Annotated in this window: 22 protein-coding genes; 5 read left to right on the top strand and 17 right to left on the bottom strand. The window is 69.0% G+C overall.

The window, feature by feature from the left end; translation table 11 throughout:
- Window positions 1-816: an ABC transporter permease gene (locus W7U_RS20350; RefSeq protein WP_014381458.1), complete on the bottom strand. Its 816-nt coding sequence runs from the start codon at window positions 814-816 to the stop codon at window positions 1-3.
- Window positions 817-1076: 260 nt separating this feature from the next.
- The gene (fadD5, locus tag W7U_RS20355; protein ID WP_008261967.1) at window positions 1077-2663 is read right to left on the bottom strand and encodes a fatty-acid--CoA ligase FadD5; all 1587 of its coding nucleotides are present in this window, start codon (window positions 2661-2663) and stop codon (window positions 1077-1079) included.
- Between the two features lie 194 nt (window positions 2664-2857).
- Here fadD5 and W7U_RS20360 point away from each other — a divergent pair, with 194 nt between their 5' ends.
- Complete coding sequence (locus W7U_RS20360) at window positions 2858-3541, top strand: GntR family transcriptional regulator (RefSeq protein WP_014712523.1); 684 nt, start codon at window positions 2858-2860, stop codon at window positions 3539-3541.
- An 87-nt stretch (window positions 3542-3628) separates the two neighbouring features.
- Here W7U_RS20360 and W7U_RS20365 read toward each other — a convergent pair whose 3' ends face one another.
- Both W7U_RS20365 and W7U_RS20370 read right to left on the bottom strand, forming a co-directional pair.
- Window positions 3629-4069: an SRPBCC family protein gene (locus tag W7U_RS20365; RefSeq protein ID WP_008261971.1), complete on the bottom strand. Its 441-nt coding sequence runs from the start codon at window positions 4067-4069 to the stop codon at window positions 3629-3631.
- 58 nt (window positions 4070-4127) lie between these two features.
- On the bottom strand, window positions 4128-4604 hold the full coding sequence (locus W7U_RS20370; RefSeq protein WP_050989401.1) for a thioesterase family protein: 477 nt from the start codon (window positions 4602-4604) through the stop codon (window positions 4128-4130).
- 14 nt (window positions 4605-4618) lie between these two features.
- On the opposite strand from W7U_RS20370, the gene W7U_RS20375 reads away from it, so the two are divergent.
- On the top strand, window positions 4619-5731 hold the full coding sequence (locus W7U_RS20375; protein ID WP_008261981.1) for an alcohol dehydrogenase catalytic domain-containing protein: 1113 nt from the start codon (window positions 4619-4621) through the stop codon (window positions 5729-5731).
- Here the strand turns inward: W7U_RS20375 and W7U_RS20380 are convergent.
- The 10 genes from W7U_RS20380 to W7U_RS20425 form a co-directional block, all read right to left on the bottom strand.
- Window positions 5728-6651, bottom strand: coding sequence for an alpha/beta hydrolase (locus W7U_RS20380; protein WP_008261984.1), 924 nt, complete (start codon window positions 6649-6651; stop codon window positions 5728-5730). The two genes, W7U_RS20375 and W7U_RS20380, sit on opposite strands and share 4 nt — an antisense overlap.
- Complete coding sequence (locus W7U_RS20385; protein ID WP_008261986.1) at window positions 6648-8153, bottom strand: NAD(P)/FAD-dependent oxidoreductase; 1506 nt, start codon at window positions 8151-8153, stop codon at window positions 6648-6650. Before W7U_RS20385 ends, W7U_RS20380 begins: the two co-directional genes overlap by 4 nt.
- Window positions 8150-8878, bottom strand: coding sequence for an SDR family oxidoreductase (locus W7U_RS20390; protein ID WP_036429565.1), 729 nt, complete (start codon window positions 8876-8878; stop codon window positions 8150-8152). Before W7U_RS20390 ends, W7U_RS20385 begins: the two co-directional genes overlap by 4 nt.
- Window positions 8875-9285: a nuclear transport factor 2 family protein gene (locus W7U_RS20395; RefSeq protein ID WP_008261990.1), complete on the bottom strand. Its 411-nt coding sequence runs from the start codon at window positions 9283-9285 to the stop codon at window positions 8875-8877. Before W7U_RS20395 ends, W7U_RS20390 begins: the two co-directional genes overlap by 4 nt.
- The gene (locus tag W7U_RS20400) at window positions 9282-10040 is read right to left on the bottom strand and encodes an aldolase/citrate lyase family protein (RefSeq protein ID WP_008261991.1); all 759 of its coding nucleotides are present in this window, start codon (window positions 10038-10040) and stop codon (window positions 9282-9284) included. The genes W7U_RS20395 and W7U_RS20400 overlap by 4 nt, the downstream gene beginning before the upstream one ends.
- A gap of 10 nt (window positions 10041-10050) precedes the next feature.
- On the bottom strand, window positions 10051-11019 hold the full coding sequence (locus W7U_RS20405; RefSeq protein ID WP_008261993.1) for a zinc-binding dehydrogenase: 969 nt from the start codon (window positions 11017-11019) through the stop codon (window positions 10051-10053).
- Between the two features lies 1 nt (window position 11020).
- Window positions 11021-12241 carry a cytochrome P450 gene (locus W7U_RS20410; RefSeq protein ID WP_008261994.1) on the bottom strand — a complete coding sequence of 407 codons (1221 nt, stop codon included), beginning with the start codon at window positions 12239-12241 and terminating at the stop codon, window positions 11021-11023.
- Window positions 12242-12258: 17 nt separating this feature from the next.
- On the bottom strand, window positions 12259-12963 hold the full coding sequence (locus tag W7U_RS20415) for an NIPSNAP family protein (protein ID WP_008261995.1): 705 nt from the start codon (window positions 12961-12963) through the stop codon (window positions 12259-12261).
- 3 nt (window positions 12964-12966) lie between these two features.
- Window positions 12967-13530, bottom strand: a complete 564-nt coding sequence (locus W7U_RS20420; protein WP_008261996.1) for a hypothetical protein — start codon at window positions 13528-13530, stop codon at window positions 12967-12969.
- Window positions 13531-13688: 158 nt separating this feature from the next.
- Window positions 13689-14858, bottom strand: coding sequence for a CoA transferase (locus W7U_RS20425; protein WP_008261998.1), 1170 nt, complete (start codon window positions 14856-14858; stop codon window positions 13689-13691).
- Between the two features lie 182 nt (window positions 14859-15040).
- Here W7U_RS20425 and W7U_RS20430 point away from each other — a divergent pair, with 182 nt between their 5' ends.
- Window positions 15041-15793, top strand: a complete 753-nt coding sequence (locus tag W7U_RS20430) for an SDR family NAD(P)-dependent oxidoreductase (RefSeq protein WP_008262000.1) — start codon at window positions 15041-15043, stop codon at window positions 15791-15793.
- Window positions 15794-15942: 149 nt separating this feature from the next.
- Window positions 15943-16650 (top strand): DUF427 domain-containing protein, encoded by a 708-nt coding sequence (locus tag W7U_RS20435; protein ID WP_008262003.1) that lies wholly within the window; start codon window positions 15943-15945, stop codon window positions 16648-16650.
- Window positions 16651-16705: 55 nt separating this feature from the next.
- On the opposite strand, the gene W7U_RS20440 is transcribed toward W7U_RS20435, so the two are convergent.
- Genes W7U_RS20440 through W7U_RS20450 form a run of 3 tightly spaced genes read right to left on the bottom strand, consistent with a single transcriptional unit; the run spans window position 16706 to window position 19709 of the window.
- Complete coding sequence (locus W7U_RS20440) at window positions 16706-17881, bottom strand: acyl-CoA dehydrogenase family protein (protein ID WP_008262005.1); 1176 nt, start codon at window positions 17879-17881, stop codon at window positions 16706-16708.
- On the bottom strand, window positions 17882-18802 hold the full coding sequence (locus tag W7U_RS20445; RefSeq protein ID WP_008262006.1) for an LLM class F420-dependent oxidoreductase: 921 nt from the start codon (window positions 18800-18802) through the stop codon (window positions 17882-17884). It lies immediately after the preceding gene.
- 16 nt (window positions 18803-18818) lie between these two features.
- Complete coding sequence (locus W7U_RS20450) at window positions 18819-19709, bottom strand: acyl-CoA thioesterase domain-containing protein (RefSeq protein WP_020188396.1); 891 nt, start codon at window positions 19707-19709, stop codon at window positions 18819-18821.
- Between the two features lie 132 nt (window positions 19710-19841).
- Here W7U_RS20450 and W7U_RS20455 point away from each other — a divergent pair, with 132 nt between their 5' ends.
- Window positions 19842-20318, top strand: a complete 477-nt coding sequence (locus tag W7U_RS20455) for a polyketide cyclase (protein ID WP_008262011.1) — start codon at window positions 19842-19844, stop codon at window positions 20316-20318.
- The last annotated feature ends 36 nt before the right edge of the window (window positions 20319-20354 follow it).

Here is a 20354-nt window from a genome sequence, read left to right on the forward strand (position 1 = left end):
TCAGTGCCCCGTCCCAAATCGCACGCCGATCGTGGTCAGCACGACGTTGACCGCATACAGCGCGACGACGCAGAGCACGACGGTCTCGTTGACGGCGGTGCCCAGGCCTTTGGATCCGCCGCGCACCGTCAGCCCACGGAAGCAGCCGACCAGTCCGGCGATCAGGCCGAAGACCGCGGCCTTGACCGTCGCGATGACGACCTCGGGCAGGCCGGTGATGGTGGTCAGCGTGGCCAGGTACGCCCCGCCCGACACGTTCTGCAGGTAGACGCCGAACAGGTAGCCGCCGACGAGGCCGACGGTGATCACCAGGCCGTTGAGCAGGGTGGCGACCAGGGTCGCGGCGATCACCCGGGGCACCACCAGCCGGTGGATCGGGTCGATGCCGAGCACCTCCATCGCGTCGATCTCTTCGCGGATGGTGCGCGCGCCCAGGTCGGCGCAGATCGCCGTCGACCCGGCCCCGGCGACCACCAGCACCGTGGTGAGCGGGCCGAGCTGGGTGACCGCGCCGATCGCCGCGCCGGCGCCGGACAGGTCGGCGGCGCCGAACTGCGCCAGCAAAACGTTGAGGGTGAAGATCAGCAGCACCGTCAGCGGGATCGACACCATGATCGTCGGCAGGAACGCCACCCGCATGATGAACCAGCACTGCAGGACGAATTCGCGCCACTGGAACGGCCAGCGGAACAGCGCTTTCCCGGTGAGCACGCACATCCGGAAGAACCCGCCGACAAGCTCCAGCGGGGTTTGCAGTTGATCGCGCACATAGCCGACCAGGTAGGGGCCCCGTCGACTAGTCGACGTCGAAGTCACCGCTGCCCCCTCTGGCCGTCACCGCGCGCCGTCCGGCGCCGCGGCGGAACATATAGCACGCCCCCTCCTCGCCCCGACTCAACGTCTGTGACCATCGGCTCCCTACTGGCAAGTAGTAACGGAGACCACAGGAATGTACCCGATGGCCAAGCACGTGTGAACCGCATCCGCACAATTAACCCTTCGCCAACGACTGGCAAACGTTACAGCCCCTGCCCAATTTCCTTTCTGGTCCTAAAACCTCTTGCCCTAGAATGGATTTAGTCGATTTTTGCGGCCCCGTAGCGGATCCGCAGCTCAGTTTTGAGCACCTTGCCGGCCGGGTTGCGCGGCAGCGCGTCGACGATCTCGAGCGCCTTCGGGTGCTTGTAGCGCGCCAGTCGCTCGGTGAGGAACTCGTCCAGCTCGTCGAGCGCCAACCCCTCGCCCGCCACCGCGGCGACCGCGATCGGCACTTCTCCCCACTTGTCGTGGGCCCGGCCGATGACGGCGACTTCGACGATGCTCGGGTGGCTGGCCAGGACGTTCTCCACCTCGGCGCAATAGATGTTCTCGCCACCCGAGATGATCATGTCCTTCTTGCGGTCGACCACCCACACGTAGCCGTCGGAGTCCATGCGGACCAGGTCGCCCGAGTGGAACCAGCCGCCGGCGAACGCTTCCGCCGTCGCCGCCGGGTTGTTCCAGTAGCCGCTCATCAAAGTTGGTGCGCGATAAACGATTTCACCGACCTCGCCGATGGGCACGTCGTTCATGTTCTCGTCGACGACCCGGGCGGCGACCGTCGGGATCACCTTGCCGACCGAGCCGCGCTTACGGATGGCGTCCTCGCCGAGCAGCATGCAGGTGACCGGTGACATCTCCGTCTGGCCGAACGCGGCCAGGATCTGGGTGCCGGGGAACCTCGCCGACATCTCGCGCAGCAACGCGTCGGGAGCCGGGGCGGCACCCCACGAGATCACCCGCAGTTTCAGGTCGCGCGGGCGCGCCTGTTGCTCGGCGCAGACCGCCTGCCACTGCGCGGGAACCAGAAAAATCCCGGTGACCTTTTCTGCGGCCAGCACGTCGAGGAGCTGCCCGGGCTCGAACGCGCCGAGCGGGTAGATGACCGTGGGGATGCCGAGCAGCACCCCGGTCAGCAAGTTGCCGATGCCGGCGATGTGGAAGAACGGCACCCCGATGAACCCGACGTCGCTGTTGATGTCGGCGCCGTTGGTGTACAGCCCGGTCATCGTCTGGCCGGTCAGGTTGGTGTGGGTGAGCACGGCGCCCTTGGGGCGGCCGGTGGTGCCCGAGGTGTACATGATCAGCGCCGGGGAGTCGTTCGGGATGTCGACGGGTTGGTGCGACTCCCCGGTCTCGTTGACGAGGTCTTCGTAACCGAGCACGGTGTCGTCGGTCGAACCGCCGGCGACCACGATGGTGCCGAGCAGCGACTCGATGTCGCGCACGTCGGTTGCCACCGGGGCGAGCACCGATTCGGTGATGATCACCCGCGCTTCGCAATCCTGGACCAGGAAGGCGATTTCGGCCGCGGTCAGCCGGAAGTTCAGCGGCACGGCGATGGCGCCGAGCATGTTGATGGCCAGCACCGATTCGACGAACTCGGTGCGGTTGAGCATCAGGATCATGACGCGGTCGCCGAAGCCGACACCCCGGCGGCTCAGCGCGTCGGCCAGCGCCGCCACCCGGCCGCGCAGTTCGCCCCACGTCAGGGTCTTGCCCAGGAACCTCAGCGCGGTCGCGTTCGGCTGCATCAGCGCGTGCCGCTCGAGTTGGTTCACCCAGTTCTGCCGCCGGGCGAGGTACGGCTGCTCTGTCAGATGGTCTGCCAATTGCGCGGTCAAACTCGACACTTCCCTTCACTCGCGCACCGCTTGCGCCAGGTTGATATTTGATAAAACATAGTGTTGTGTGGGTCACACTATGGCTTTGACGGTCCACTGACAAGTCCTCGACAAGCGCCCGTCAAGGTCCGTCAAAACTTGAATCCCGTCCCGCCAAGTCACTGAAAGTCCTGGCAGACCCTGTGAACGCACCGATGTCCATGCAGCCGAGGAGCCGGCGGCCGCTGCGGCGGGCTCAGCTGTCCGATGAGGTCGCGGGCCATCTCCGGGCGTCGATCATGTCCGGAACGCTGCGTCCGGGGACGTTCATCCGTCTCGACGAGACTGCGGCCCAACTCGGGGTCAGTGTCACCCCGGTGCGCGAAGCCCTGCTGAAGTTGCGCGGCGAGGGCATGGTGCAGCTGGAGCCGCACCGCGGCCACGTCGTGTTGCCGCTTACCCGCCAGGACATCGAGGACATCTTCTGGCTGCAGGCCTCGATCGCCAAGGAGCTGGCCGCCGCGGCCACCGACCACATCACCGACGCCGAGATCGACGAGCTGGACCGCATCAACGATTCGCTCGCCGCGGCCGTCGGATCCGGCGACGCCGAGACCATCGCGGGCATCGAGTTCGCCTTTCACCGGGTCTTCAACCAGGCCAGCGGCCGGATCAAGCTGGCGTGGTTCCTGCTCAACGCCGCCCGCTATATGCCGGTGCTGGTGTACGCCGCCGATCCGCATTGGGGCAAGGCCGCCGTCGACAACCACCGGAAGCTGATCGCCGCGCTGCGCCACCGCGACACCGCGGCGGTGATCGAGCACACCGTGTGGCAGTTCACCGACGCGGCGGCCCGGCTGACCGAGATGCGCGACCGAACCGGGCTCAGCGCTTCCTGACGGTCGCGAGCGTAAGCACACCGCGAATTCGGGGCCGCCATTGCGCAGTGGGTTTACGCTCGCGGCGAGAACTGGCTGTCGCGGTGGCTAGGTCGCGGCCAGCTGCTCGGCGCGCTGCTTGAGGCTCTCGGCGAGGTGGTCGAGGACGTTGTTGAGGAGCTGCTTGACCATGGGCGCCGGGACCGGCATCGAGGTCTCGACGTCCAGGTCCACGGTCAGCAGGCTGGAAGCGCCCATCGCCACCACGGAGAAGAGCTGCTCCTGCTTGGTGAACAGGTCGCCCTGCTGCAGGACGGTCTGGATCTGGTTTTCCCCCGGGTAGTACACGGCCTGGATGAACATGCTTTGCATGCCCTGGTAATCGGTGTCGAGCCGCAGCTGGCTGGGCCGCCCGTCGTCATAGCGGGCGAGCACCCAGAGACCCTTGATCTCCTCGTTCCACTGCGGGTAAGCCTCGAAGTCGCCGACGATCTTCATGATCAACCCGGCGTCGGCGCCGATCTCGACGGTCTTGCTCAACACTGGCATGCGCGCAGCATATCGGGGTGAGCGAAAACCCCAGCGCAGGGCGGTATCTGGGCCGGAGCTAGGCCGATTCGCGGACGCTGGCCGTCGACAGCAGGGTCCGGACGGGGTCGGGAATCGGGACGGACTTGCGCGTGGCCCGGTCGACGTAGACGTGCACCCAGTGCCCCAGCGCGGTGATCGGCCGCGGGTCGCCGTCACCGGACTCGAACACGCCCAGCCGGTAGGTGACGCTGCTGCGGCCCAGCCGGGTCACGGCCAAGCCCACCGTGAGGTCCTGGGGGAAATGCAGTTCGGAGAAGTAGCGGCAACCCGACTCGGCGACGATGCCCAGCGCCGGCGTGGTGATCGGGTCCAGCCCGGTGGCGGTGTTGATCCAGGCGTTGATCGCGGTGTCGAACAACTGGTAGTAGACGGCGTTGTTGAGGTGGCCGAACATGTCGTTGTCGGCCCATCGCGTCCCGACGGGCCACAGCACCGGGAAGTCGTTGCTGGTCAACCCGTCCGGGGCGGGGGGAACTACTGGAGCCGACGCCATGGTTGTATTCCAGCATGTCCGGAATTCGGGGCGCGGTACTGGAGCACATCGGGGCGCCCCGGCCCTACGCGCGGTCGCGGCCCATCAGTGTCGCCGACGTCGACCTCGCGCCGCCGGGTCGCGACGAGGTGCTGGTCCGCATCGAGGCGGCCGGCCTCTGCCACTCCGACCTGTCGGTGGTCGACGGCAACCGGGTGCGCCCGGTGCCGATGCTGCTCGGCCACGAGGCCGCCGGGATCGTCGAGCGGGCCGGTGACGGTGTCGGCGATGTGGCCGTCGGCCAGCGGGTGGTGCTGGTGTTCCTGCCGCGCTGCGGCCATTGCGCGGCGTGCGCGACCGAAGGCCTGACGCCGTGCGAGCCGGGCAGCGCCGCCAACGGCGCCGGCACCCTGCTGGGCGGTGACATTCGGCTCAGCCGGGCCGGCCAACCGGTGTATCACCACCTCGGGGTCTCGGGTTTCGCGACGCACGCGGTCGTCAATCGGGCCAGCGCGGTCGCGGTGCCGCCCGACGTGCCCGCCGATGTCGCCGCGCTGTTGGGGTGCGCGGTGCTCACCGGCGGCGGCGCGGTGCTCAACGTGGGGCAGCCGCGGCCGGGCCAGACGGTCGCCGTGGTCGGGCTGGGCGGCGTCGGGATGGCGGCGCTGCTCACCGCCCTCACCTATGACGACGTGCGCGTCGTCGCCGTCGACCAGTTGCCCGACAAGTTGGCCGCCGCCCGCGCCCTGGGCGCCCACGAGGCGTACACGCCGCAGCAGGCCGAGGACGCGCGGGTGAAGGCGGCCGTTGTCGTCGAGGCCGTCGGCCACCCCGCCGCGCTCGAGACCGCGATCGCCTTGACCGCGCCGGGCGGGCGCACCATCACCGTCGGCTTGCCCCCGCCGGACGCCCGGATCACGGTGTCGCCGTTGGGTTTTGTGGCCGAGGGCCGGTCGCTGATCGGCAGCTACCTCGGTTCGGCGGTGCCCAGCCGGGACATTCCGCGCTTCGTCGAGCTGTGGCGTTCCGGCCGGCTGCCGGTGCAATCGCTGGTGTCGTCGACGATCGCGCTCGACGACATCAACGAGGCGATGGACCACCTCGCCGAGGGCACCGCCGTGCGCCAGCTGATCCGATTCGACGCCTAGTCGCCGTGCAGCGCGCCGGCCAGCGCCTCGCCTTGCAGCGCGAACAGGCGTTGCGAGCCCGGCCATTCCGGCAGCAGTGAGTCGAATCCATGGCAGGCGCGCGCAAACACGTGCAGCTCCGCCGAGATCCCGGCGCGCAGCAGCCGCAGCGCATAGTCGATGGCCTCGTCGCGGAAGGGATCGATCTCCGCGCAGGTGATCAAAGCCGGTGCCAGCCCGGCGAATTCGGGTCGCCGTGCGGGCACCGCGGCCTCCGGCGCGGCCGTTGGGTCGAGGTAGTGGCGCCACATCAGCTCGGCGCCCTCGCCGTCGAAGGCGGGACTGGTGCGGAACTCCGACTTCGATCCGGTGGGCCGGTCGTCGAGCACCGGCTGGTGCAGCAGCTGGAACACCACCGGCGGCAAGGATCCGTCGGCGGCGCGCTGCGCCAGGCATGCGGCCAGGGCGGCGCCGGCGCTGCTGCCCGCGACGGCCACCCGCGCCGGGTCCACGCCGAGCGACGCCGCGTCGTCGATGGCCCAGCGCAGCACGGCGCTCGCGTCGTCGAGCGCGGCCGGATAGGGGTGCTCCGGAGCCAGCCGGTAGTCCACCGACACCACCGTGCAACGCCCGCGGCGGGCGAGCTCCACGCACTGGCGGTGATCGGTGTCCAGGTTGCCCAGCGCGAAACCGCCGGCGTGGCAATACACGACGGCGGGCGCCGGGGCCGAGCCACCGCGGTAGATGCGCACCCCGACGCCGGCCGCGTTGTCCTCGTCGATCCGGACGTCACAGACGTCGGTCTGCTCGGCGGTGATGCGGCGGCGTTCGTTGAACGGTCCACGCGTCAGCTGGATCGCGGCGGCCGAGAAGTCCGTTCGGGTGGTCGCGAGTGCGCGCAGCGCCGGATCGAGGCGGTCGGCGCCGTCGAGCTCCGTCATCGAGTTCCCCGCTCGGGCACGGCGACCGGGGGCGAGGCGGAGGTGGCGGGCGGTTCGAAACGGAAGTCGGCGGGCCTGAACCTGCGCGTCATCCCCCAGAAGGTTCGGGCGCTGCGCGGCCACTGGGTGACCACGCGCCCGTTGGGGGCGCGAAAGTAGTTGCTGCACTGGGTGTTCCAGACGGTGCCCACCATCCAGCGGTCGATCTTGGCGACGAACTCGGCCAGCGCCGAGGCACGCACCGCGACGTAGCGTTTGCGGTGGCGGCGAAGGTGCCGCAGCGCCCGCACGATGTAGCGCGCCTGGGCTTCGAGGATGAAGATGACGCTGTTCGAGCCGACGTTGGTGTTCGGCCCGTACAGCATGAAGAAATTGGGGAAATCCGGCACGGCCATGCCGAGGTAGGCGTGCGCGCCGTCGCGCCAGACCTGCCGCAGCGTGATTCCGTGTTCGCCGGAAACGTCCAGCTCCCCGAGATAGTCGGCGGCGGCGTAGCCGGTGGCGCACACCACCAGGTCGACCTCGCGTTCGGTGCCGTCTTCGGTGACCAGGGACCGGGCACGCAGGGAGCGCGCCGGGCTGGTCAGCACCTCGACGTTGGGGCGGGTCAGCGCGGGCAGGTAGTCCGACGAGAACACCAGCCGCTTGCAGCCCATCGGGTGGTCCGGTGTGAGCTTGCGGCGCAATTCCTCGTCGTCGACCGTGTTTTCGAGCAGCCGCAGGGCGAGGGCGGTGAATTGCTCGGTCTTTTCGCTGCCGTGCTCGATCACCGCGATGTTGGATTCGCTGCGCAGCCACAGCCGGGTGCGGTAGACCTTTTTGGCGAACGGGAGGTGCGCGAAGGCCCAGCGCTCCCCCCGGGTGTAGTGCCGGTCGGGCTTGGGCAGTATCCAGGTGGGTGATCGTTGCACCGAATACACCGTGCCGGCCACTTTGGCCAATTCGGGGATCAGCTGGGAAGCCGTCGATCCGGTGCCGAGCACCGCAATCTTCTTGCCTTCCAGCGGGATCGAGTGGTCCCAGCGCGACGAGTGCATCACCGTTCCGGTGAAGGGCTCTTCCTCGACGAGGTCGGGCATCAGCGGCCGGGTGAACAGGCCCACGGCCGAGACGACGACGTTGAAGTGGTGCTGTTCGCCGGTCGCGGTGGTCAGGCACCATCGCTGGGTGTCCGAATCCCATCGTGCGGAGCGGATTTCGGTGCGCAGTTTCAGGTGTGGCCCCAGGCCGTGCTTGTCGGCGCTGCGCTGGAAGTAGTCCAGGATTTCGGGTTGGCCCGACCACAGCCGTGACCAGTGGGCGTTCAGGTCGAACGAGAACGAGTAGAGGTGCGACTTGACGTCGCACGCCAGTCCCGGATAGGTGTTGATCCGCCACGTGCCCCCGACGCCGTCTTCGCGGTCGAAGATGGTGAAGTCACGAAACCCGGCGCGTGACAGCATGATTCCCAGCGCCAGGCCGCCCGGGCCGGCGCCGATGATGCCGACCGACAGGTCGGTCATCGGATCTGCAGGCATTGCCCACCGTCGATGATGAGTTCGGAGCCGGTGATGAACGACGCCTCGCCGGAGACCAGGAAGGCCACGGCGTCGGCGACTTCGTCGGCGCGGCCTATCCGCCCGAACATCGATGCCGCGGCCAGCCGGGTCTGGGTGGTCTCGTCGAGCATCGTGGTGGCGATCGGCCCGGGGAACACGGCGTTGACCCGGATGCCGGAGGGCGCGAGTTCGGCGGCGGCGGTCTGGGTCAGGCCGCGCAGCGCCCACTTCGACGAGCCGTAGGCGCCGTGCTGGGGGAACGGGCGGATCGCGCCGGTGCTGCAGATGTTGACAATGGACGCGTCGGGCGCCGCGCGCAGGTGTTCGAGCGTGGCGCGCATGCCGAGGAACGCGCCCAGACAGTTGACCCGCCACGAGTTTTCGAATCCTTCGGCGGTCTCCTCGGTCAACGACGCGCGGTGCAGCACGCCGGCGCAGTTGACCAGCGTGCTCAGCGACCCGAAGCGCTCGACGACGTGTGCCACGGCCGAGTCCCACTGCTGCTCCGAGGTGACGTCGAGCTCCACCGCGATCAGTTCCTCGTCGCCCGATTGGCGCACCGCGGTGGCGAGTTCGTCGGCCCGCCGATCGCAGGCGGCCACCGAAAAACCCTTGGCGCGTAGGCGTTCGGCGATGGCCCGGCCCTGCCCGCCGGCCGCGCCGGTCACGAGTGCGACACGTGGGTTCATGCCGGCGCGCCCTCCGGGTGGTCGGCCAGCCCGCCGCTGGTGACGAAGCTGCACCGGCGCCGTGAGAAGCGCCACCGGCCGTCCACGCGGGTCAGCTCGTCGTCGTAGAGGGCGGGCCGCAGCTGCAGGTCGCCGGCCCGGACGAACAGCACCTGCGATCGGGCGGTGGCGCGCTCTCCGTCCACCGCGATCCGCGAGACGCCGGTCAGATGCAGGCCGCGCGCCGCGGCGCGGAACATCTCGGCGATCCCGTCATGGCCCGCGAAAGTCCGGCCGTACACCAGGAATTCGCCGTCGGGGGCGAACAGCCGGAGGCAGCCGTCGACATCACCGGCGTCGAGGGCGAGCGCGTAGCCGGCGATCAAATCGCGGATCGCTGCCTCGTCGTCCGACGGGTGGCCGGTCATTGCGTCGCCTCACGCAGGTGTTCGGCGGCCCCGCGGCGCAGTGCCTGCGACTCGGCGGCCAGGGTGATCATGCGAAAACCCAGCCGCGCCATGGCCTGGCCCGTCATGCCGTCCCCGGCGTGAATGCCGGTGACCAGCCCCGCATCCGAGGCCGCCCGGTGGATGCGCGTGATCGCGTCGAGGACCTCGGGATGCCGGGTCGCTCCGAGGACGCCGGCGCCCATCGAGATGGCGAGGTCGGCCGGGCCGACGTAGATTCCGGTCAGGCCGTCGACCGCGCAGATCTCGCGGATGTCCGCCAGCGCCGCCGCGGTCTCGATCATCGCGAACACGCCGATCCGGGATTCGTGGGCGGCGGGGTCGTGCCCCAGGCTGGCGCGCAGCGGTCCGAAGCTGCGCACGCCCGCCGGCGGGTAGCGGGTGGCGGCCACGGCGGCGGCGGCCTCGTCGGCCGATTCGATCATCGCGATGACGACGGCGTCGGCCCCGGCGTCGGCCACCCGCCCGATCGGTGCGGCGTCGGCGTTGGGCAGGCGCACGAGGGTGCCCAGCGGCAGGTGTTCGGTGCGGCGCAGCATGCGGGCGACGCCGGCGTCGTCGAGATAGCCGTGCTGGGCGTCGAATCCGACGTAGTCGTAACCGGCGCGGGCGAATTCCTCGGGTCCCAGCCAGCTGGGGCCGGTGACCCAGCCGCCGAAGATGGCGGGCTTGCTGCTGAGCGCCAGCTGCAGATTGCCCGGCGAAGCGTCGGTCACGGTCGGCCCCTCACCCGGCGATCGCGATCTTGATGCGCTCGGCCACCGGTCGGCTGGCCAGCTCGAACGCGTCCTGCACCTGCTCGACGCCGAACGTGTGGGTGAGGTAGGCGCCGAGCAGCCAGGGGTGCTCGGCGGCGAACTTGCTCGCGAGCTCCAGCATCCGCCGACGGTCAAGCGTCACACCGGATTTCAGCGTCAGGTTGTTGCGCAGCATGGCCCGCATGCTGATGGGATACATCTCGTCGTCGGCGACACCGAAGTAGAAGACGGTGCCGCCGGGGGCGGTGGCGTCGATGGCGTGGGTGAGGGTGGCCACCTGGTGACCGACCGCCTCGATGACGACGTCGGCGCGGTCCCCGGGTGCCAGCTGACTCGCCCAGCGGTCGCTGGTGGCGCGCACCGGTTCGTCGACGCCGAATGCCCTTGCGACATCGCGGCGGTCGATCGGGTCGACCCCGGTGACGCGGCGCGCACCGGCCGCCTTGGCGACGTAGGAGAACAGCAGGCCGACCGATCCCTGGCCGATGATCGCGACGCGCCGCCCGGCCAGATCGCCGAGCTGCTCGCAGGCGTAGAGCACACAGGCCAGCGGTTGCAGGCCGATGGCCTGCGCCGGTGTCAGCGCCGGGTCGTAGGGCGCCAAACCGTCACCGTCGGTGACGATGCGTTCCATCATGCCGTCGAACCCGGAGGCCCAGCCGACGACGAGGTCCCCGGGGCGGTGCGCGGGGTGGCGGCTGGCGATCACCTCGCCGGCGACCTCGTGGATGGGGAAGCCGTCCTTCTCGGGTCCGCTGCGGCCGTCGTCGCCGGGGATTCGGCCCTTGGCGCCGCGAAACGCGGGCAGATCGCTGCCGCAGACGCCGGCGGCCAGGAACCGCAGCAGCACCTGCCCGTCGGTCAGGGACTCAGGGGCGGTGTCGGCGATCGTCGTCCGCTCGAACAGATACGGGGCGATGAGCCGGTAGGACCACACCTCAGACCTCCACCGGGATGTTGTTCCAGCCCCATTGGAAGCTGGACGGCAACCGGGTGGCGGCTTGGTCCTGGATCGCGTAGTCGGGCACCCGACGCAGCCATTCGGCAAGCAGCACATCGATTTCCAGCCTGGCCAGGTGGTAGCCGATGCAGAAGTGCTGGCCGCGGCCGAACGCCAGCGAGCGGCGGATGGGCCGGTCCCAGATGAACTCGTCGGGCTCGGGGTATTCCCGCTCGTCGCGGCTGGCCGAGGCGAGCAGGGTGATGACGCGCTGGCCGGGATTGATGGTCTGACCGTGAATGTCGAAGGGCTTGCGCGCCGTTCGCGCGAACCACTGCGCGGGCGCGCAGTATCGGATCATCTCCTCGCGGGCGACGGGCACGTTGCCTTCGGGATCGGCGCGCACTGCGGCCAACTGGTCGGGCCGCCGGCTGAGCTCCCACAGCCCGTGGGCGACGATCTTGGGGACCGTCTCGGTCCCGCCGATGAAGATGCACAGCATCTGGGTGGCGACTTCCATGTCGTCCAGCGCGCTGCCGTCGGGCAGGTGGTAGCCGAGCAGGCCGTCGACCACGCCCAGCGGCGGCCCGGACCGGTCGGCACGGCGGCGCGCGACCGCGGGCAGCAGGAACTCGAAATAGTTCGGGCGCGCCTGCCCGGTGTCCACGCCGACACCCGGCTGGGCGAGGCTGCCGGCGTTGACCGCGGCGAGGACCTGCGGCGCGAGATCGGTGGGAATGCCCAGGAGTTCGCAGACGATCGCGGCCACCACGACGCCACCGTAGTCCTGGGTCAGGTCGAACGAGCCGCGCGGCAACAGCAGGTCGAGGCGTTCGTTGGCCAGCTCGCGGATCCTGCCCTCGAGGTCGGTGACCGAACGCGGCCGAAACGGCCGGGAGTGCGTGCGCCGGATCTCGCCGTACAGGTCGGCGTCGAACATGGCGTGGAACGGAAGCGGGTGCAGCGGCGGGTCGTCGACCGGTCCGGAGTTGTGTTGGGCCAGAACCGATGCCGCCGGCAGCGTGCCCTCCGAGGCGACGAACGTGCCGTTGTTGACTTCCAGCACCTTCCAGATGTCCTCGAAACGCGACAGCGCGAAGGTGTCCCACTGCGGCATGTAATACACCGGGTGGTGGTCGCGCAGGATTCGGTAGTACGGCAAGGGGTTTGCCATCACCGCAGCGTCGAAGGGGTCGTAGCTGAAGTCGGTCTGGTCCATGGGTCCTTGGCGCTCGGTCACTGCAGGGGTGAGGGCGGTAGGGCAGCCAGGATGGAATCTTCCCACCCGTCCCGCAACGCGGGGGCCACGCTCATCCAGGTGACGATCTCGGCGGGTGGGCTCTCCTTCCACGAGGGGTAGTGCTCGGCGAAGCAGTCCCATCCCCCGTCCAGCGCCCAGTAGTGGATGACCTCGTTGAAGCGGAAGGTCGTCGTGAACGAACCGAGCCAGCGTTTTCCGGTGCGTTCCGACCACGGCACGTAGAGCCGCTCGAGTTCCCGGATGTAGTCGTCCTGGCGGCCGGGCTTGGTCTGCATGATCTCCTGGATCACCAGCGGCGCAGTGAAATTGGCCTCGCGCAGCTGGGCGAGCGTCCTGTTACTGGGGCCGGCGTACATGATGCGGCCCTCGCCCGAGGCGCCGAGGTCGGCCAGGAACGCCGACCATTTGCCGGCGGCGGCCTCGTGACTGCCGCCGCGGGCCTGGGCGGCGCCGATCCTGGCGTAGTCGGAGAACCCGTCGATCTCCCAGATGACCGTCACCTGTGGCCAGTGGCCGTTGTACGGGGTGGATTCCCAGATCGCGAACAGCCGGGCGCCGAGTTGTTCCATCATCGGCTGGTAGGTGTCGGCGAAGACCTCGACGAACCGGTCGCTGCGCCCGGATCCCAGCGAGATCGTCTCGTGCAGGTAGAGCAGCGCGTGTTTGTAGTACTTCTTCATGGCCTAGTCGAGCCGGATCAGCTCGGAGTCGGCCCCCGAACCCACGTCGCACAGCAGCATCTCCATCGGGGCGACCGTGGCGTCCGAAATACCCTCTGCCGCAAGCGCATAGCCCTTGAACATGCGCGCCGCCCCGCTGAGCAGGTGCTGGGCGCGGGTCGTGGCACGCTGCACTCCCAGCGGCCACCCGTCGCCCCACAACGCGACCTCCGTCAGCCGGTTGCCCAGCGACTCGAGCACCGCGTCGCGCACCCGCGCGTCGGCGGTGAACGCGTCGGCGCTGACGGCCAGGCTGGTCGAGCCCGCCCCCAGCGCGCCCAGGGACGGCTCGAGGTCGGACGCCCGCACCCCCAGGATCCGCAGCGCTCGGGTGTCGCGGCCCTGCGGGAGCAGCACCGTCACCTCCCAGCCGGCCATCGCCCGGTCGTAGAGCCACCCCCCGGCCGATTGGACGACGTCGACGGCGCTGGCGGCGACGACGTCCAGTCGATAGCGCAGGCCGTCGGCGTTGGCCTGGGTTGCTCGGGCGGCGTCGGTCTTGCTGATGTCGAACGTTGGAGCGACCATCGATCCATTCCTCACCACGGCCCCAACGACTCCGTTGGCGGGCCTCACGCGCTTGTCACGGCTTTCTCAAGGGCTTTAGCCGCTGCACACGTCGGGTGAAGCGACTCACCGCACAGCGTGACACTTCCGGCGAAATTTGTAAAGGTCCGGTCGGGTCCTCACGACCCGCGGCGCGCCTCGAGGTCGGCCAGGACCTCCTCGGTGTGCTGCCCGAGTTCCGGTGCCGCAGAACGCGGTGCCCAGGGGGTGCCGTGAAAATCCGCCGGCGTGGCCACCATCGGGACGGCCGCGTCCCCGTCGGGCACGTCGACGATGCCGCCGGCGGCGTGGAACTGCTCGTCGGCCACGACGTCCTCGAGCGTGTTGACCGGCGACCAGAAGAAATCCGGTTCGCCGGCAAAGATCTGCGCCCATTCGTCGAGCGGGCGCGTCGCAAAGATCTCGTCCAGCGCGACGATCAGCGCCGCCGAGTTGGCCGCGCGGGAGCGGGCGTCGGCGAACCGGGGGTCGTCGCGCCATTCGGGTCGCCCCACGGCGCGGCACAGGGCCGGCCAGTGCCGCTCGGGTTCCAGGCCGACGATCCAGAACCGCCGCCCGTCTTGGGCGGCGTAGTTGTTCATGCACGGGTTGCCCATCGACTCGCGTTGCCCGATCGCGATCGGCTGCCCGCTCATCAGGTAGGTGTTCAGGTCGAAGCTCACGGTGTAGGCGCCCTGCCGGTACAGCGAGGTGGTCACCAGTTGGCCCGCCCCGGTGCGTTCGCGCGCGAGCAGCGCCGCGCACACGGCCGCGGCCATCGTCATCCCCGCGGAGTGGTCGCCCATGCCACCGCGCTGAAACGGGGGCGTCTCGCCGGGCCGGGTGAGTAGGTGGGCGACCCCGGCCCGGGACCAGAACGCGGCCACGTCGAAGGCGGCGCGATCGGCGTCCGGCCCGTTTTCGCCGTACCCGGTGATGAGCCCGTAGACCAGGCGGGGGTTGGCCGCCGACACCGACTCGAAGTCCAGCCCCAGACGCTGCAGCGCGCCGGGTCGCACGTTGGTCAGGAAAACGTCTGCGCCGGCGAGCAATTCGAACGCGGTGGCGCGGCCCGCGTCGGTGCCGAGATCGAGCACCACGCTGCGCTTGGAGCGGTTGTCCATTTCGAAGGGCGGGTTGAGGCCCATGTCGCAGCCCAGCATGCGGCCGAACATGCGCGCCGGGTCACCCGTCGGCGGTTCGATCTTGATCACGTCGGCGCCCCAGTCCGCCAGGATGCCGCCGGCGGCCGGTCCGGCCACCCACACCCCGAGTTCGACGACCTTGACGCCTTCCACCGGTCCCGCCATGCGTAAGTTCCTACTCCCTGCGCCCGCCGCCCGTTGCCACCGGGTCATCCGGTTCGCCGTTCTGATCTGCCCGCCGATGAATCTGGGCGGCCCCGTGTATCGGAATACATGCGGGCGTCGCGCAACGACTGGCCGCGGCAAGCCACCCCACCTATGCGGCCTGCCCAATCCGACACCAATCAATGAAGGAGGCCGTCATCGTGGCCACAATCTCAGGCAGGGCGGTGCTGATCACCGGGGGAAATCGTGGCGTCGGCGCCGCGCTGGTCGCGGAGGCCTTGCACCGGGGCGCCCGGCGGGTGTACGTCGGCACCCGGAAGGCCTTGGCCGGCAACGGTGATTCCCGCGTGGCACCGCTGGCCATGGACATCACCGACCCCGCGCAGATTCGGCGGGCCGTGGCCAGGGTCGACTCGCTCGATGTCCTGGTCAACAACGCGGGCCTGGCGGTGTACGACGATCTCGGCGACGCCGCCGCACTGCGGACGCACCTTGCGGTGAATCTGCTCGGCACGTACGACGTGATTCAGGCCTTCCTGCCGATGCTGACGCGATCCGGGGGATCGATCGTCAACAACCTGTCGGTGAACGCCCTGGCGCCGTTGCCGCTGATTCCCGCGTATTCGATCTCCAAGGCCGCGGCGTTCTCCCTCACGCAATCGCTGCGTGTCATCCTGGCCGGGCGGGGCGTGCGGGTTCATGCGGTGCTGACCGGTCCCGTCGACACCGACATGACCCGAGGCCTCGACATCCCCAAGGCCTCAACGCAATCCGTGGCGCAAGGCATCTTCGACGGGCTGGAGAACGGCGACGACGAGATCTTTCCCGACCCGATGTCGCGTTCGTTGGCGGAGCGCTGGCAGGTGGGCGTCGCCAAGCTGCTCGAGCAGCAGTACGCGGCCCTGCTCGCACCCGGAGATCCCGTCACATCCTGACTCTCAATCACGAATCCGAATGCCGCCACGCTTACCCGTCCACCCTCCGGTCGGGCTCCCGCCCTAACCGGGTCTGTCGGATCGAGGCCGGTGTGCACCACAATGGCCTACGCGGGAGCTAGATGAGTGGTTGCAACCGGGAGGAACGCATGACTCTGGTGGCCGGGCGGGGACCGCTCAGCAGCGATCCGGCGGGGCGCTTCTCGCCCGCGATACCCGACGGGCCAGAAGGGATTGTGTACGTCGAGCCGCATCCCCGGCGCGTGCAGGCGGTCAAGGACGGGCGGCTGGTGATCGACACCGAGCGGGCGCTGATGGTGCACCGGCGGGGCCGTCCGCTGAGCTACGTCTTCGCGCCCGACGACGTCGGCGACCTGCCGACTGAGCCCGAGCCGGAGGCACCCGGATTCGTTCATGTTCCCTGGGACGCGGTCGACACGTGGTTCGAGGAGGGGCGCAAACTCGTGCACTACCCGCCCAATCCCTATCACCGCGTCGACTGCCGTCCGACGCAGCGCCGCCTGCGCGTCCGCGTCGGCGGCACCACGCTGGTCGACACCGACGACACGACGATCCTCTTCGAGACGGCGCTCGAGCCGAGGTTGTATGTCGACCCGGCGCACGTGCGCACCGATCTGCTGGTGCGCTCCGAGACGTCGAGTTACTGCAACTACAAGGGCTTTGCGACGTATTGGTCGCTGGTCTCGGGTGAGCGCGTCGTCGAGGACGTCGCCTGGTGTTATCCCGATCCGCCGCCGGAAAGCCTGCCGATCAAGGGATTTCTCAGCTTCGACGACACCCGCGCCGACGTGCTCGCCGAGCTGCCCGGTGGCCCGCGCGATCCCGCGAGAGTGTAACTGGCAACGCATTTCCCGGGTGCCACCGCCGGTGGTGACACTCTCGCGGCAAAGGTCAGCGGCCGTAGCTGGGACGCCCGAGCCCCAGCTCGTGCTGGGCGATCATGTTGCGGAACACCTCCATGGTGCCGCCGTAGATTCCGGCGGGCACGCCGTGGCGGAAGATGAACTCGATGGCCCCGTCGTCCGCGGAACCCGTTGTGTCGGTGGGCAATGCCGAGGCCGTCCCCAGCAGGTCCATCAATTCCTGGGAGACCTCCCGCATGGTCTGGATGAGGCCCACGCGCCCGTACATCCCGGGAGTCGACATCGCCGCCTCGATCCGGGCCATGGCGCGCCCGAGGCGGTATTTCGTCGCCTCGTCGTCGATCGGGCGGCGCCCGTCGGCATCGGGCGTGGCCAGGATCGCGGCGACCCCGTCGGCCGCCTCGGCCATCAGCTGGCCGTGCTCGGAGAGCATCGAAATGTTCTGCAGGCCATGGTCTTGGACCTCGGTGATGCCGTGTTCGGCGTCGAGGGCGAACCGCATCACCGTCCAGCCGCCGTTGATCTCGCCGATCCGGTAGAGGTCATCGACCCGCACGTCGCTGTAGTACACGATGTTGGTGCGGTCACCATCCAGCGTGCGGATACCCTGGATCTCGATGCCCTCCGAATCCAGCGGCACCAGAAACATGGTCAGGTTCTTGTGTTTGGGTCCCTGTGGATCGGTGTTGGTGAGCAGGAAGACGTACTTGGCGTTCTGCGCGTTCGAGGTGAACATCTTGGACCCGTTGATGACCCACGCGTCGCCGTCGCGCACGGCTCGCGTCTTGCAGGTGGCGACGTCGGAGCCGCCCTCGGGTTCGGTGTAGCCCAGGCAGAGCCGGATCTCGCCGGACAGCACGCCCGGCAGCACCGCGTCGACGAGTTCGGCCGCCCCGAACTGCTGCACCAACCGCGCGACGACCGCCGTGGTGCCCCAGTGGAACCACGGGGCGTGGGCGCGACCGATCTCGAGGTGAAAGATCCGGCGGCGCACCGGATTGAAGCCGCCCTCGGACTCCAGCTTCCAGTCCGATTCCAGATAACCGGCTTCGCCCAACGCCAAATGCACCGGTTCACTGAAGTTTTCACCGGTCTCCCGGTCACGCCGCCGCACCTCATCGGTGACATGCTCGGCGATGAACTCCCGGAACTGATCGTAGAAATCCTGGTCCTCGGGTGAGAGCGCGACGCGGGAGAAGTCCATTCAGGCCGCGTCGATCACGAGGGTGCGGAAACGGTCGAGGGTTTCGAGCGCATGCGTCATGCTGTCGCCGGGCAGGTGGACACTGACCCACGTCACCCCCAGCTTCGCCAACCTATCCAGGCCGTCGAGGTACGCGTCGGCGTTGAACGCGTCATCGGCGGGGCTGCCGCCCTCGAAGTTGGTGAAGGTGATGTCGATCGCCGTCCAATCCCGGCCCGCCGCATCGCATCTGCGTCGCAGGTCCTCGATGCCCTCGGCGAGCTTTTGCACCGAGTCGATGGTGGCCGTGCCCGCGGTCTGCGCCAACTGGGGCGGGGCGGGAAACGGGCACCAGCCGTCGCCGTACTGCGCCACCCGCTGGCGCGACGCGGTGGTGTTGCCGCCGATCCAGATCGGCGGGTGCGGGCTGCTCAGCGGCCGGGGATGCGCGGTGATGCCGCGCGCGCTGAAGTGCTTGCCCTCAAAGGAGATGTCGTCTTCGGTCCAGACGGTCCGGATCACCTGCAGCGCTTCCTCGAACAGCTCGGCGCGCTCGTCGTAGCTGACGCCCAGCGCCGCGAACTCGCGCTTGAGGTAGCCCACGCCCACCGCGAGGGTGAAGCGGCCGCCGGATAGCAGATCCAGGGTGGCGCCGGACTTGGCCACCACGAACGGGTTTCGGTACGGCAGCACGACGATGTTGGGAATCAGCCGCAGGGTGGAGGTGGTGGCGGCGGCGAAACCCAGTGCGACGAAAGGGTCTAACGCGTCATGCCCGCCCGCGTCCAGCCACCGCTGCGACGGCGCGGGGTGATCGGTGAAGCCGAAGCCGTGGATCCCGGCCGCTTCGGTGGCCGCGGCCACCTTGCCGATGCCGTCCCCACTGACCAATTCCGGGTTGTAGGGATGGCTGTGCATCGGGTGGGTGATGGTGAAGCGCATCTGACTTTTCCGGCCGTCAGAAGCGCGCGCGGGAATCGATCGCGGTGTCGCTGGTCCGCAGCGGGCGGATCAGCGCCTCCTGGGAGAACGACGCCAGCAGCTCCCCCTCCTCGGCGTGCACGGTGCCGCGCACGTACGACATGCCCGCGCCCACCTGGGTGCTCTCGTGGGTGTAGAGGAGCCAGCCGCTCCAGCGCGCCGGCTCGTGGAAGGCGACCGAGATGCTCATCGGCGCGGTGGACACGGTCAGGTGCGCCTGGGCGGTGCCGATGCCCTCGTGCGCGCGCATGGTGGTGGAGATCCCCAGGTGACCGGTGAAGTACGCCAGCAGCGCCTTGGCCAGGTCGTCGCGGGTCGGGATGGGGTCGTAGTGCAGCCACGCGTAGAGCTCCGGCGGGCCGACCTCGTCGGGGCTGTTGACGTCGACGACGTCCACCAGGCGCAGCTCGCGGCCGACCATCGGCATCGGTGAGGGGTTGGCGTCGGCCGGCGCGGCCACCTCGGGGCGCGGCAGGTGGTGACGGATGACGTCGGCGGTCGGGACGTCGGCCAGCACCGTGATGCTCAGGCACCGGCGGCCGTTCTGGTGCACGGCCACGACGGCGGTGGCGGTGGACCGGCCCTCGGCCACGACGTCGAGGATCAGCTCGATCGGCGGGCCGACGGTCACGGCTCGGGAGAACACCGCGTGCGCCGAGCGCACCGACTTGTCCGGGAATCGTTTGGCCACCGCGACAATCGCCTGGGCGAGCACCTGGGTGCCCTCCACCACCTGACGTTCGTCGCCGCCGGCGATGCCGGTCTCGCCGGTGAACCGGTCCTGCCCGTCGGCCTGCACGTCAAACAGATCCAGCAGGCCTTGCACCGTCCACTCGGTCTGCTGAGACTCCTCGGAAGCTTTCGTCAAATCCGCTCCACCTCTCGCGCTAGCAGCTCAGGGCTCAGCGTGACACTTTGAGTAGGATTTGTAAAGCTTGGCTAACAAGACCGCGGCCCGGCGGACTAGCCCGCCGACGAAAAGCGCAGGGAGGCAACGCCATTGGGTATCGTGACCACCACTTCGGAGACCGCGTTCACGCAGTCCGCCGAGACCGTCTACGACTTCGTCACCAACCCGTTGAACTGGACCAAGACCTACCCCGGCAGCGCGCACATCGGCGGGTTGCCCGACCTACCCCTCAAGGTGGGTGACACCTGGGAGGAAGCGGGGCCCGACGGCGACCGGATCTTCCGCTGGCAGCTGGCCGCCGCCGTGCGGCCGACGCTGTTCGTGTTCACCTCGATCGGCCGCCTGGGCCATGACCGCGACGGGAACGGCGGCATGGAGGGCAGGATCACCGTGTCGTACCACTTCACCCGGCCGGGCCAGGACGTCACGCTGTTCTCCCGGACCATGACGATCGAGGCGTACAAGCACGCGCCCCTGCCGGATCAGCTCTTCATCCAGGCCAACCCGGCGAAGATCGACGCCTACCACGAGGCCGTCGCACGAGAACTCGCCCGGTCGGCAGATTGACACCGGTACCCGCGGTGCGTGACACTTTTTCGGTGT

The sequence above is a fragment of the Mycobacterium sp. H4Y genome (assembly GCF_000364405.1).
In the GTDB taxonomy this organism is placed as follows: domain Bacteria; phylum Actinomycetota; class Actinomycetes; order Mycobacteriales; family Mycobacteriaceae; genus Mycobacterium; species Mycobacterium intracellulare.

Coding starts and splice junctions, on each gene's coding strand:
- W7U_RS20425 (WP_008261998.1), bottom strand. CDS start 14,858: ATGGCGGGACCGGTGGAAGGCGTCAAGGTCGTCGAACTCGGGGTGTGG.
- W7U_RS20375 (WP_008261981.1), top strand. CDS start 4,619: ATGTCCGGAATTCGGGGCGCGGTACTGGAGCACATCGGGGCGCCCCGG.
- W7U_RS20390 (WP_036429565.1), bottom strand. CDS start 8,878: ATGAACCCACGTGTCGCACTCGTGACCGGCGCGGCCGGCGGGCAGGGC.
- W7U_RS20360 (WP_014712523.1), top strand. CDS start 2,858: ATGTCCATGCAGCCGAGGAGCCGGCGGCCGCTGCGGCGGGCTCAGCTG.
- W7U_RS20380 (WP_008261984.1), bottom strand. CDS start 6,651: ATGACGGAGCTCGACGGCGCCGACCGCCTCGATCCGGCGCTGCGCGCA.
- W7U_RS20420 (WP_008261996.1), bottom strand. CDS start 13,530: ATGGTCGCTCCAACGTTCGACATCAGCAAGACCGACGCCGCCCGAGCA.
- W7U_RS20365 (WP_008261971.1), bottom strand. CDS start 4,069: ATGCCAGTGTTGAGCAAGACCGTCGAGATCGGCGCCGACGCCGGGTTG.
- W7U_RS20435 (WP_008262003.1), top strand. CDS start 15,943: ATGACTCTGGTGGCCGGGCGGGGACCGCTCAGCAGCGATCCGGCGGGG.
- W7U_RS20370 (WP_050989401.1), bottom strand. CDS start 4,604: ATGGCGTCGGCTCCAGTAGTTCCCCCCGCCCCGGACGGGTTGACCAGC.
- W7U_RS20410 (WP_008261994.1), bottom strand. CDS start 12,241: ATGGACCAGACCGACTTCAGCTACGACCCCTTCGACGCTGCGGTGATG.
- W7U_RS20430 (WP_008262000.1), top strand. CDS start 15,041: ATGAAGGAGGCCGTCATCGTGGCCACAATCTCAGGCAGGGCGGTGCTG.
- W7U_RS20395 (WP_008261990.1), bottom strand. CDS start 9,285: ATGACCGGCCACCCGTCGGACGACGAGGCAGCGATCCGCGATTTGATC.
- W7U_RS20440 (WP_008262005.1), bottom strand. CDS start 17,881: ATGGACTTCTCCCGCGTCGCGCTCTCACCCGAGGACCAGGATTTCTAC.
- W7U_RS20385 (WP_008261986.1), bottom strand. CDS start 8,153: ATGACCGACCTGTCGGTCGGCATCATCGGCGCCGGCCCGGGCGGCCTG.
- W7U_RS20415 (WP_008261995.1), bottom strand. CDS start 12,963: ATGAAGAAGTACTACAAACACGCGCTGCTCTACCTGCACGAGACGATC.
- W7U_RS20445 (WP_008262006.1), bottom strand. CDS start 18,802: ATGCGCTTCACCATCACCCACCCGATGCACAGCCATCCCTACAACCCG.